Consider the following 12,763-nt stretch of genomic DNA (forward strand, 5'->3'; position numbering starts at 1 on the left):
GTCAGCCCACTAAGAGTTATTCAGCTTTAACCAATATTAAAGTGAAAAAAACTTTTTGGCTTTACCGATAACTAATTGCTCTTGACTTTAAAGCATGCCAGGAGTCAATAAAGTTTTTTTTATTTACCTTGACGTTTTTCTTACCAGATAAAGGATCATTTAAGTAAACATGCTCTTTACTGAACCCGACTAAAACAACTGCATGTAAATCTAATGGCGTTTTAATTGTTCTTCCATTATGTTCCCATGATTCCCATCTATCAGGTAAACGATAATCCCCTGTCGTCCATACGACAATTGGGTAACCATTCTCAACATGTTTCTCTAAGTCATGAAAAGAGGAATTTGTTAAATTAACTGCTCTTTCAGGTAAAAATTTGTTAACAAGGTCTTCCATCGGTCTATCAAACACAGCATAACCAGCCTTTTTCCCAGTCATATCTCCAACAAATCCAGTAGAAGGATCTCCCCATTTAATAATATTTCCGTTTTTTCGGACTAATGGATCTAAGTCCTTCTCTATGTCTTTAAAAAGGTCCATTTTCGTTACTTTAACACCAGCATAATTTAAGACCATGGTTAAACTTGTTACCTCACATCCATATCGTAATTCTGGATTTTGTTTTACCAAAGGAACATCTAATAGTATTTTATTAGAGGAGCTTGATACTTGACTTACTATTTCGCTTTTTTGTCTTGGATGGTCATCAATATGGAAGTATTCCCAAACTTGCTCCGAACCAAAAAAGGGAGCGAGCAAAAGTAATAGTTTCAACAACTGCATATGACTGCCTCTTTCTTGCCAACTCCTAACGTTATCATACGAAATTCTCATCAAAATATGAGGGCATATTATTACCAAAAAGGTTAAATTAAGTTGATTCAAATTTAGACTTCATCCATAATGATAGGGTTGAATAGAAAGAATTTTCTATCATTATTTCGAAAGCTAGGAGTTTATATGATATAATTAGGCTTATTTAAATTTCTTAATATAAAGTGAAGAACCTTTGCTAACTAATTAATAAATCCATTTAAGTATAGGGGTTTTTTATTTGAAAAGCGTCGATTTGACAAAGTTTAATTATGATATGCAAAGGAGCTTGCTTTTCTTATAGGGAGGCGATCAAAATATGGATGCTTTGGATATTTTGACTGATTTAGAAAATGTCATCCCTTATTTTCAAGCTATTTTTAGCGCTGATGAACATCGGGTTATTGGATATGAGGTATTAGGTAGATATAATGGGCAAGATGGAGCGGAAAGTCTTGGTAACTTTTTTGCAGATGAAGGAATTCCAGATGAATACAAGCTTGAAGTAGATCAAGTTATTTTGACAAAAGCTTTAGATAAAGCTTTATCTCTTGATGAGGACGTATTGCTTTTTATCAATAGAGATGCTGAAATGCTGATGAAGGATGATGGAGAAGCCTTTTTAGATACCTTATTGGAGTACGAAGGGAAAGGTATCAAGCTGAATCGAATCGTTCTAGAGCTATCCGAAAGAAATTATCAAGGACAATTTGATCATTTAGATCATTTACTAATTTACTATCGCACATATGGTATAAAGATTGCGATTGATAAAATGGGAAGCGATAGCAGTTATCTTGACCGTCTAAGTGATTTAGGACCTGATATTTTGAAAATTGATCTATTGGCTTTGCGGTCTACGTCCACCTCACATACTTATCAAGATGTATTGTATTCATTATCTATGCTTGCTCGAAAGATTGGTGCTACTTTATTATTTGAAAATATCGAGATGGTTTATCAGCTTCAATTCGCTTGGAAAAATGGAGGAAGATTTTATCAAGGGTATTACTTACATTATCCAGAGGAGAATTTCGTTGAACGTAATAGTAGAAAAGAAACATTGAGAAACATGTTTCATGAATTTATCCTTTCAGAAAAGAAGAAATTAGCGACGATTTATGATTTAACAGAAGAGTTTCAAGGTCAATTACAAGCATTGCTTGTCAAATACAAGAAATATTCTTCCTATGAAGAGTTATTAAAATTATTGTCAGCTGAGTTAACAGAGGCTGCTTTTCGAATGTATGTTTGTGATGAAGATGGGTTTCAGAAATCTGCCAATATTATTAAATATGAGAATGATTGGCTTATACAACCTGAATATGCACATAAAAATTGGAGTTGGAGACCATATTTTTTAGAAAATATTATGAAGATGCGAAATGAAAAAAAAGGGATATTATCTGATCTATACAGTGATATTGAAACCGGCGAAACGGTTAGGACGTATTCTTATCCGTTAAATTCAAAAGAATATTTATTTATTGATTTATCCTATAATTATCTTGATCGAATGAAATTATTGCTTCCTTAACAACAAGCTGAAGAGATTTTCTCTTCAGCTTGTTTTATTAGGAATAGAAAGGGTATGGAAGAGTAATGAAGTGGTAGAGCAATTAGAGAAGGGAAGGATTTGATGAAAAAAAGCTTCTTTATCTTATTGATTATTTCTATGTGGAGTGTTTTTCCGTATTCCATTGACGCCGCCAGCCGTTTGACAAGTAGAGAGGAAGTATTCGCTTTTGTAGAAAAGGCATTCCGGGCACAAGTATCATTAAGTAAAGAAGCGAGAGAAATGGAGGAGATAGAAGAAATCTTAACGCCTTATTTTTCAGACAAACTAATTTATTTATTTCTTAATGAAAACCTGAAGGGAGAACAAGGGAACTTTTTTACATATGGTAATGAATTTGGTAAATATTATCTACCTTTTTATCAATTATCAGAACAAACTTTTGTAGAACAAGAAGAGAATAGTATACTCCTATATGAATATTATGAACCAATTGTTATTGGAGAAAAAGTATATGAAGGTTCTTATGAAGGGATTTTGATCAGAAAATTGAATAATAAATGGCTTATAACAAATATGTTTTCAGATAAAGAGGTAAGGTCCATTTTAAAGAGTAAAGAAAAAAACTATAGTACTTTAGTGTATATGCCGTTATTTTCCATTGATAATCAAGTTACTTATATAAAGAATGAGAATAAAAACTATAATGATGTCAACACAAATCATCTCTAATATAATCATTTTAAAGTTTATGGCGCACATTAGGTGCTGTACGCCACAATAAGTATTAAGAAAGATTCAAAGCTTCCTTTAGCTTTTCCAAATCAAATCCATAAATGACCGTTCCATCAATTACGAATGTTGGAGTGGAAAAAGATTGATATTTCTTTATTAAGTCTTTTTTGGCATGAGGGTCCTTTTGAATATCTCTCATTTCGAAATCAAAACCATGTTCTTTTAAGAATAGCTTTGAATATTCGCAAGGGGGACAATCTGGTTGAGTAAACAATGTGATTTGATGCATAATGCTCCTCCTACTTTTATCTTTAACTAAAATCATACAAAGAAAGTTATTATCATGCAATTCTTTTGAGTGATAAAAGAAGTTCTTGTCATCATTTTAGCAAGAAATTATGCTCCTAAGGAAAGTGTGTATGTTAATTTGTGAAATGGTAAGAATATTCAGAGGAAATAAATAATAAAAAAACACCGAGTTTTTTTCAGTTTTACTTGGACAAACTCTCGACAATCTTTTATTCTGTTAGTATTGGCATTTTACACAAGAGGCGAATTGTAACTAAATTAAACGAAGAAAGTGTATAGAAACATGCTAATAGTGAAACCTATGCTTAATAAAGGTTTGTTTGAAAGGAGAGAGAGCATGTCACAATTACAAGGCATATTAACAAGATTGAAAAATCTACAAGAGCAGGCAACTGGGGGAGAACCAACTCAACGTTTCTTTGAGGTAAATGGAGAGAGAAAGTGTCAAGTAACATTTCATCCGAAAACTGAGACGTTTGAACTAGAAGTATATAATGACAAGGAAAAACCAAAAAGATATCAATTTGATAATGTTGATATGATTACGATTGAGATTTTTGATTTAATTCAGTAATCTTATTTAAAAAAATCTTCAGCAAGGTGGAACAGTCCATTTTGCTGAAGGTTTTTTTAGTTTTTAGTACTAACAGCTAGTAATTCAGGAGAATTTAATCAATATTAGGATAAAAAGCTCTAAAGATTGAAAATATTTCCTACATGAAAAAAACATGAGAATCCATACTAATGGTTGAGGTGATAAACATGATGCCAATGGTTATTTGTCCAGAATGTTCACAGGAAGAAAAACTGGAAAATGTCTTAACTGCTCAATCTAATCAAAATGTGATTTTTCGATGCCCACATTGTCAACTGCTTGTAAGGAATATAAAAACGAGTAAGGGTTAAAAGAGCATAATGCCGAGAACTATGATAAAATGAGATATAAATATATTTTGTGAGGAGTTTTCGGCTATGATAAGTATGCACAGCGAAGAGTTTTTAAACATTACTTTACAGGACTTATTAATTCCATCTGAACGAGTAGCACATGTGCAGATAGGAAATAGTTTAGAACACGCTCTGCTTGTCTTAACAAAAAGTGGATACTCAGCAATACCAGTATTAGATGCTCATTATAAACTCCATGGCTTAGTCAGCACTCCGCTCATCATGGATAGCATATTAGGCTTAGAAAGAATTGAATTTGAGAAGCTTGAAGAAATAAAAGTGGAAACAATTATGAATAAGGTAATACCAAGAGTGAAGAGCAATAGTTCTGTATTACATACGATAAAATATTTAGTAGACCATCCTTTTATTTGCGTGGAAACAGACGATGGCTATTTTGATGGAATTTTAACAAGAAGATCCATACTAATGCGACTTAATATTTATTTGCATCAACTCAATCAAAATGAACGCTAAAAGTAATATTCCTTCATCTACGGCTACCGCTCTTGTCTGCCTCTTCATTAGAGATGTATCCCTCTTTTGATAACAATTTTTATTTTATGAGGATAATGTCATGTCAACGATTTCTGAATTACAACTATTAACTGTACTTTCACAGGAAATGAATATGCGCAAAGCAGCAGAGAGATTATTTGTCACCCAGCCAGCTCTTTCTCAAAGGCTGCAAAATATTGAGAAAGACTGGGGAACCCCGTTATTTATTAGGTCACAAAGAGGCCTTTCTCTTACTGCAGCTGGCGAATTAGTAACGACATTTGCAAGGGAAACATTAAAAAAAGAAGAAGAAGTAAAAGAATCCATTCATGCATTTAAAGAAGAAGTATATGGAACATTAAAAATAGCTGTCGCAAGTATAGTTGGACAAAATTGGCTTCCAGAAGTATTAAAACGATTTGTTGAGCGCTATCCACAAGCAAAAGTATCATTAGTAACTGGTTGGAGCAGCGATATGATGAAATCAGTTTCAGAGGATAATATGCATATCGGTATCATAAGAGGTGCATCTGATTGGAAAGGGATAAAAATGCATTTATTCGATGATCCACTTTATTTAGTGGATCGAGAAATTGCTAAGTTAGAAGATATTGCCTTAACTGATCGACCGTTTATCCAGTTTAAAAGTGATTCTAACTATTACGAAGAAATACAAGTTTGGTGGCATCAGAATTTGCAAATGCCTCCTAAGAATACTATTGTTGTAGATCAAATTGAAACATGTAAACAGCTTTCTTTTAATGGCATTGGATATAGTATCTTACCTTCCATTGCCTTAAGAAAAGCTGATGAGTCACTATCAAGAATACCATTATTTAATGATAATAATAAACCTATTACAAGAGGGACTTGGTTAATTGGCTATGAAGCGAATTTTCAATTAAAGCAAGTTCAAGCGTTCATAGAGATTGTCAATGAATACCTTGAAGAAGAAAAAGTGAAAGCAATTAATCCTTAATATTATAATAATAATTGCTTGTTTTCATAACTTTTGTTTGGTAAAGTAATTTTTATATTGTAATTTATACATAACTGGAGGTAAAGAAATGAAAATGATGGATGCAAATGAAATTATTTCATTTATTCAAAATAGTACAAAATCTACACCTGTTAAGGTATATGTAAAAGGGGATTTATCAGCTGTTGAATTTGGTGAGAATATCCAAACCTTTATTAGCGGGAATTCTGGTGTGATTTTTGGAGAATGGACAGACATTCAAAGTGTAATTGAAGCTAATAAGGATAAAGTAACAGATTATGTAGTTGAAAATGATCGTAGAAATTCCGCTATTCCTTTATTAGATTTAAAAAATATTAAAGCTCGTATTGAGCCAGGCGCAATTATTCGTGACCAAGTTGATATTGGTGATAATGCTGTTATTATGATGGGTGCTGTTATTAATATTGGTGCTGTTATCGGCGAAGGCACAATGATTGATATGGGAGTTATTATGGGTGGACGAGCTACTGTCGGTAAAAACTGTCATATTGGAGCAGGTGCAGTATTAGCTGGTGTAATTGAGCCTCCATCTGCTAAACCAGTTATAATTGAAGATGATGTATTGGTTGGTGCAAATGCTGTTATTGTAGAGGGTGTAACTGTAGGAAAAGGGTCTGTAGTTGCTGCAGGAGCTATCGTATTAGAAGATGTTCCAGCGAATACATTAGTAGCAGGAGCTCCTGCACGAGTAGTAAAAGAAATTGATGATAAAACAAAATCAAAAACAGAAATTATGCAAGAGTTACGTCAATTATAATTTTGATGAAAAGCGTGGAGAAACTTCCGCGCTTTTCTTGTAGGTAATCTAATGAGCTATGTAAAATTGTATAAAAAAGGAAGAGTAGGGGAGCTATATGGGGAATACGATAGATTTAGTTACTATTCGCAGACAGCTGCATAGAATTCCGGAGCTTGGATTTAAAGAATTTAAAACACAGCAATATTTACTACAGATGATTCAAAGCGTCGCAGATGAACGTGTAGAAGTGAAAACATGGAAGACTGGGATTATCGTAAAAGTGAATGGACTTAATCCAACAAAAACGATTGGCTATCGTGCTGATATGGATGGATTACCGATTGTGGAAGAAACATCATTATCCTTTGTATCAGAGCATCCGACTGAAATGCATGCTTGCGGTCATGATTTTCATATGACGATCGCATTAGGTGTGCTAACTAATATTATTAATAATCCAATTAACGATGATGTGGTATTTATCTTTCAACCTGCAGAAGAGGGACCAGGCGGTGCTGAACCGATGTTGAAAAGTGAGGAGCTCCAAGCATGGAAGCCAGATATGATAATAGCTCTTCATGTTGCTCCGGAATATCCTGTAGGGACGATTGCGATTAAGCCTGGCTTATTATTTGCGAATACATCAGAACTCTTTATTGATTTAAAAGGGAAAGGGGGACATGCAGCCTATCCTCATTTAACAAATGATATGGTTGTTGCTGCATGTACATTAGTATCCCAGTTACAGTCCATCGTGTCTAGAAATATAAATCCACTTGAAAGTGCTGTTGTAACGATTGGGAAAATCACAGGCGGAACGGTTCAAAATGTTATCGCCGAAACAGCAAGGCTAGAAGGAACGATGCGTACGCTTTCTAGTGAAGCAATGGAAAAAGTAAAAAAACGCGTTCAATCTTTAGTAAAAGGAACTGAAATCGCCTATGACTGTGAATGCACCATTGATTTCGGAAGTGGTTATTATCAAGTCTATAATAATGAGTTATTAACGAAAGAGTTTATGGATTTTATTATAGAGGAAACAGAAGCAACCTTATTTGAATGTAAAGAAGCCATGACAGGGGAAGATTTCGGTTATATGTTAAAGGAAATCCCAGGATTTATGTTTTGGCTAGGAGTTGACTCTACCTTTGGATTACATCATAGCAAGCTTAATCCGAAAGAGGATGCTTTACAGTTGGCTGTAAATGTATTAACAGCGTATTTAACCAAAAAAGGCAATTAAGAATAGAGGAACTCTGTTTTATATAAAAGAGAAGGCTTACTGCAAAATGGACAGTAAGCCTTTTTTTAACTCTTTTTATCTACTATAATCGGAGTTTCTGGAAGTTTAATACCATTTTCATCAAGTGCGATTTTTACTTCTTGTCTGATTAATCGTTCGACACCCCATTGCTCCATATTGATTGTTTTGGCTAGTATTCTAATAGTAAGAGTATTTGGTCCCATGTTTTGTATGCCAACCACATCTGGTCCATCCGTAATGACTGTGTTTTCTTTGGCGATATGTTCACATAGAGCCTTTAAAATTTCTAATGTTTTTGGTATATTATTATGTACAGAAATTTCTATATCGACTAAAGCTTGCATTTCTCCCCGAGAATGGTTACTAAGCTGTGTGATTTCTCGATTAGGAATAAAGTGCAATGTTCCATCAGCACCTCTAATTTGTGTTGTTCGCAGCCCTACTTGTTCGACAGTACCTGAAAAATCCCCTATCGATACAAGTTCCCCCACATCTAACTGTTTTTCTAATAACAAAAAGAATCCTGATACTAGGTCACTTACTAAACCTTGTGCACCAAAACCAACTGCTAATCCAATAATACCAGCTCCAGCTAATATGGCTGTTGCATCAATTCCTAGCAATTGAAGAATAGTAATAATGAGTATAAAAAATAATACATAGGTAATTAGATTATTCGTTAAGCTTTCTAAAGTGAAGGCTCTGCCACGTGAGATAGAATGCTTTTGAATATAAGTTTCGAATAATTTATTTATTACCTTTTTAGCCATCTTTTTGATGAAAATATAACTTAACAGAATCAAGATAATTTTTAACGCTAATAGAGAAGATTCTAGAAGGAAATCTCCCCATTCTATATTTTGGATATACGTTTTTAGTTTATCAACATAAATCATTAGAAATTGTACTCCTTTTAATGAAAAATAAGTTTTTTCTTTTTATTCCCTTTAAAGTATTTGATAAACTAGGAGATGGATCTATTAAGCTTCGTATAAGTTAGTTACTTGATAGATTTGCAAATAAGGATACTCTGTTTATCTAAAAGCGGGGAGACATGATTCACTAACTTTTTATGTGATTAGTTCAGCAAAAAATATGCGTATAGGAATAAAAAGAAAGAAGGTAACGAATCATTGAAAATAGGTGAGCAACTTCCAAACTGGAATACTCCGACCATATGGATTAACGGGGAAACAAAGCTTACAAATGAAATAGGCGATAAGCTGATTTTAATGCACTTTTGGTCTGTAAGTTGTTATTTTTGTAAAAGGGCTATGCCCGAATTAAACCAATATAGGGAGTTATATCAAGATAATCTTCTAATAATATCTGTGCATTTCCCTCGAACAGAGCGAGATTTAGATATTGATTTAATAAAAAAGACTGCCAAGACGTATAGTATGACACAGTCCATTTATGTAGATCATGATTTTCAGCTAGCCAAGGCATTTTCGAATGAATATGTTCCCTCCTACTATTTATTTGATAGGGAAAGAAAGCTGCGGTACTACCAGGCGGGCGGAACTAATTTAAAAATGTTAAATACACGTATCAACCGTGTCATAAATAATCAACAATAACTGGCTGGAAAACAATCATTAGCTTTTATATATTAATCAAGTGGTTTAATGTTATAATAAGGACGATTTATTTAGGTGAAATTTTTATAATTGTTGGAGGATTTTATTGTGAAAAGAGCATTTGCGGTTATTGGCCTTGGAAGATTTGGTGGTAGTATTTGCAAGGAATTGACCGAACTAGGTATGGATGTAATGGTCATTGATAAAAGTGAAGAAAAAGTAAATGAATACGCAAATCTAGTTTCGCATGCAGTGGTAGGTAATGCGGTAGATGAAACAGTATTGAAAGGTCTTGGGATCCGTAATTTTGACCATGTTATTGTTGCAATAGGGGAAGATATCCAAGCAAGTATTTTAACAACTTTAATGCTGAAAGAATTAGGTGTGCAAAATATAACGGTAAAAGCCCAAAATGATTATCATGAGAAAGTACTAAGTAAAATTGGAGCAGATGCAGTTGTTCATCCTGAAAGGGATATGGGCAAGAGAATAGCTCATAATATTGTCTCTAACAATGTCCTTGATTATTTAGAGCTATCGGATGAGCATAGTATTGTGGAAATTAAAGCAAGTCATAAATTAGATGGTCGTTCGATCATTGATTTAGATATTCGTGCCAGATATGGAATCACTATTGTTGCCATAAAAAGAGGGAAGGAAATTATCGTTTCTCCTCAAGCATCAGAATCAATTAGAGAAAAGGATATCTTAATTGTAATTGGAGCTGACTCGGATATTAATCGTTTTGAGAAAAAGGTTATGTCTTAACAAGAAAAAGGAGCTATTTGTTCGATATAGAACAAATAGCTCCTTTTTACTTATTTATACTTCCATGATAATAGGAAGGATCATTGGGCGACGTTTTGTTTTTTCATATAGGAATGGAGAAATAGTATCAATTATTTCATTCTTTATTTCTGACCATTGTGTCGTTTTGCGTTCCATTACTTTATTTAAATGTTTACTTATTAGTGTTTGTGCATCATTGATTAAATCACCAGACTCACGCATGTACACAAATCCTCTTGAAATAAGATCAGGTCCAGCGGCGATTCTAAAATCAGTCATATTAATACTCACCACGACAACCACTAAGCCTTCTTCTGAAAGAATTCGACGATCACGTAAAACAATATTTCCAATGTCGCCAATTCCGCTTCCGTCAATATATACATTTCCAGATGGAATTTTACCTGCAACCTGTGCTGAATCGCTTGAAAGTGCTAATACTTCACCATTATCCATAATGAAGCAGTTCTCTTCTTTGACGCCACAATCAACAGCAGTTTGAGCGTGTGTTTTTTGCATTCTAAACTCACCATGGATTGGCATAAAGAATTTAGGTTTAATTAATCGAAGCATTAGCATTTGCTCTTGTTGACCACCATGACCAGAAGTGTGAATATTGTTAAGTGGTCCATGAATTACTTCCGCACCTGCTCGGTAAAGTTGATTGATTGTTTTATTAACACTTAATGTATTACCTGGTACTGGATTGGAAGAGAATACCACAGTGTCACCAGGGATAATCTGGATTTGTCTATGCGTACCATTAGCAATTCTTGATAGAGCTGCCATTGGTTCACCTTGGCTTCCTGTACAAAGTATGACCACTTGATTAGCTGGCAGTCGGTTAATTTGTTGCGGATCAACAAAAGTTTCTTTTGGTGCTTTTATAAAGCCAAGTTCCAAACCGATGTTAATAGCAGCTTCCATACTGCGTCCAAAAACAGCTATTTTGCGGCCAAATTCTACGGCTGCATCTGTTACTTGCTGTAAGCGATAAATATTGGAAGCGAAAGTAGCAAAAATCAATCTACCGTCCGCCTTTATAAAAGTATCATGGATGCTTTTTCCGACTTTTTTCTCCGACATAGTAAAATTAGGAACTTCACTATTTGTACTATCAGATAATAAGCACAAAACGCCTTCTTTCCCTATTTCAGCCATTTTTGTTAAATTGGCAGGTTCCCCAACTGGCGTAAAGTCAAATTTAAAATCTCCAGTGTGTACAATGTTCCCAGGTGGTGTTTTGACAACAATCCCATAGGAATCAGGTATACTATGAGTAGTTCTAAAGAAAGAAACCGATGTTTTTCTAAATTTAATGATATCGTCTTCTTGAATTTCATGCATCGTTGTTTGGCGCAATAATCCATGCTCTTCCAATTTGTTACGAACAAGTGCTAATGCCAGTTTGCCTCCGTAAAGAGGGATATTAACTTGTCTTAAAAGGTAAGGAATACCACCAATATGATCTTCGTGACCATGCGTGATAAATAAGCCTTTAATTTTGTCTACATTCTTCTCTAAAAAAGTATAATCAGGAATAACATAGTCAATTCCTAAAAGCTCGTCCTCAGGAAATTTAATTCCAGCATCAATTAAAATAATTTCATCTTGAAACTGGACACCATACGTATTTTTACCGATTTCCCCTAATCCTCCTAGGGCAAATACAGCAGTTTGATCATTTTTTACAAATTTCATTATTCAATCTCCAATACTGTAAAGTCTTCGTTTTGTTGTTCATATTCTAAGAATGCACCTTCTACGCCAGTAATAAACTCGATATTATATGGTTTTTCTGCTAATTTTGTTCGAACATCTCTTTCTGATGAACCTTTAACGAAAATAGTTCGCGTATTTTCTCTTACTGGTACCTCTGTTTTTAAATCTTGAAAATATACTTTAAATATCATTGTAAATCGCTCCTTAATCATTTGTTTCTGAAATTTATTATATAAAAAAATAACATGGTTTTCATGTTTTTTCTTTTAATAGCCATTATATTAGAAAGGTTCTTTTCTCAGTGAGTTTATGTGAAACTGATGGATGGAAAAAGATATTTACCCTCTATATATTATTATGAAACATATTAATATTACATAAGTTTATGTATGATCATTCTTATGAAATCGTTATTAAAACAAAAGGTCAGACTCAATACCATAATGCTTGGTTTGTATAGCGGTATAATAACCACTATATTTAACTAAGCGTGGTATTGGCCAGACCATAAAAATACCCTTCAATTTTTTAAGCTATTGTTTTTTTGCGAAGTAAATCTTTCCACTGTTTTAAAAGCTTCTTTCTTAGCTTCTTTAACATAGTGGATCATCTCCTTAATTCTATTTTAAACCATTCTTGTACAAAGTAAAGTCATCTTCTCATTTTATATTTCTTTTTGTAAAAAAATAGTTTATTAAATGGTGTTTTTTCAATCCGATCATTCAAAATTGAAGGCGGTTTTACATTATTTGGATACGAAAGAATGGTTTATTCCTTTTATTTGGCTAATTTCATAGTGGGTCGTTAGATAAGAGTATTTAGGAAGCG

Annotated in this window: 14 protein-coding genes; 9 read left to right on the forward strand and 5 right to left on the reverse strand. The window is 33.6% G+C overall.

Annotation, left to right across the window (positions count from 1 at the left end; translation table 11 throughout):
- Positions 1-61 precede the first annotated feature (61 nt).
- Entirely contained in the window at positions 62-784 is a 723-nt protein-coding gene (locus tag C2I06_RS02640) for a C39 family peptidase (protein WP_123257399.1), read from the reverse strand.
- A gap of 349 nt (positions 785-1,133) precedes the next feature.
- Here C2I06_RS02640 and C2I06_RS02645 point away from each other — a divergent pair, with 349 nt between their 5' ends.
- Positions 1,134-2,351, forward strand: coding sequence for an EAL domain-containing protein (locus C2I06_RS02645; protein ID WP_123257400.1), 1,218 nt, complete (start codon positions 1,134-1,136; stop codon positions 2,349-2,351).
- Between the two features lie 102 nt (positions 2,352-2,453).
- Positions 2,454-3,062 carry a DUF3993 domain-containing protein gene (locus C2I06_RS02650; protein WP_123257401.1) on the forward strand — a complete coding sequence of 203 codons (609 nt, stop codon included), beginning with the start codon at positions 2,454-2,456 and terminating at the stop codon, positions 3,060-3,062.
- Positions 3,063-3,117: 55 nt separating this feature from the next.
- Here the strand turns inward: C2I06_RS02650 and C2I06_RS02655 are convergent, their stop codons facing one another.
- A complete protein-coding gene (locus tag C2I06_RS02655; protein ID WP_095329037.1) occupies positions 3,118-3,354 on the reverse strand; it encodes a glutaredoxin family protein in 237 nt (78 codons plus the stop codon).
- Positions 3,355-3,711: 357 nt separating this feature from the next.
- Between C2I06_RS02655 and C2I06_RS02660 the strand changes: the two genes are divergently transcribed.
- The 5 genes from C2I06_RS02660 to C2I06_RS02680 all read left to right on the forward strand — a co-directional run bounded on the left by C2I06_RS02660 (position 3,712) and on the right by C2I06_RS02680 (position 7,823).
- Positions 3,712-3,948, forward strand: coding sequence for a YkuJ family protein (locus tag C2I06_RS02660; RefSeq protein WP_016200943.1), 237 nt, complete (start codon positions 3,712-3,714; stop codon positions 3,946-3,948).
- Positions 3,949-4,346: 398 nt separating this feature from the next.
- Positions 4,347-4,799, forward strand: coding sequence for a cyclic-di-AMP-binding protein CbpB (gene cbpB, locus C2I06_RS02665; protein ID WP_095329039.1), 453 nt, complete (start codon positions 4,347-4,349; stop codon positions 4,797-4,799).
- A gap of 100 nt (positions 4,800-4,899) precedes the next feature.
- A complete protein-coding gene (locus tag C2I06_RS02670) occupies positions 4,900-5,799 on the forward strand; it encodes a transcriptional regulator CcpC (RefSeq protein ID WP_095329040.1) in 900 nt (299 codons plus the stop codon).
- 88 nt (positions 5,800-5,887) lie between these two features.
- Complete coding sequence (gene dapD, locus C2I06_RS02675; RefSeq protein WP_095329041.1) at positions 5,888-6,598, forward strand: 2,3,4,5-tetrahydropyridine-2,6-dicarboxylate N-acetyltransferase; 711 nt, start codon at positions 5,888-5,890, stop codon at positions 6,596-6,598.
- Between the two features lie 97 nt (positions 6,599-6,695).
- Entirely contained in the window at positions 6,696-7,823 is a 1,128-nt protein-coding gene (locus C2I06_RS02680; RefSeq protein ID WP_095329042.1) for an N-acetyldiaminopimelate deacetylase, read from the forward strand.
- Positions 7,824-7,888: 65 nt separating this feature from the next.
- Here C2I06_RS02680 and C2I06_RS02685 read toward each other — a convergent pair whose 3' ends face one another.
- Positions 7,889-8,740: a mechanosensitive ion channel family protein gene (locus C2I06_RS02685; protein ID WP_095329043.1), complete on the reverse strand. Its 852-nt coding sequence runs from the start codon at positions 8,738-8,740 to the stop codon at positions 7,889-7,891.
- Between the two features lie 237 nt (positions 8,741-8,977).
- On the opposite strand from C2I06_RS02685, the gene C2I06_RS02690 reads away from it, so the two are divergent.
- Together C2I06_RS02690 and C2I06_RS02695 are read left to right on the forward strand one after the other, a co-directional pair.
- Positions 8,978-9,424 (forward strand): TlpA family protein disulfide reductase, encoded by a 447-nt coding sequence (locus tag C2I06_RS02690; protein WP_095329044.1) that lies wholly within the window; start codon positions 8,978-8,980, stop codon positions 9,422-9,424.
- Positions 9,425-9,532: 108 nt separating this feature from the next.
- Positions 9,533-10,192, forward strand: coding sequence for a potassium channel family protein (locus C2I06_RS02695; RefSeq protein WP_095329045.1), 660 nt, complete (start codon positions 9,533-9,535; stop codon positions 10,190-10,192).
- Between the two features lie 54 nt (positions 10,193-10,246).
- Here C2I06_RS02695 and rnjA read toward each other — a convergent pair whose 3' ends face one another.
- Positions 10,247-11,914 carry a ribonuclease J1 gene (rnjA, locus tag C2I06_RS02700; protein WP_095329046.1) on the reverse strand — a complete coding sequence of 556 codons (1,668 nt, stop codon included), beginning with the start codon at positions 11,912-11,914 and terminating at the stop codon, positions 10,247-10,249.
- A complete protein-coding gene (locus C2I06_RS02705; protein ID WP_095329047.1) occupies positions 11,914-12,126 on the reverse strand; it encodes a DNA-dependent RNA polymerase subunit epsilon in 213 nt (70 codons plus the stop codon). Before C2I06_RS02705 ends, rnjA begins: the two co-directional genes overlap by 1 nt.
- Positions 12,127-12,763 lie beyond the last annotated feature (637 nt).

Origin of the sequence: Niallia circulans (assembly GCF_003726095.1) — a bacterium.
Lineage (GTDB): Bacteria > Bacillota > Bacilli > Bacillales > Cytobacillaceae > Niallia > Niallia circulans_A.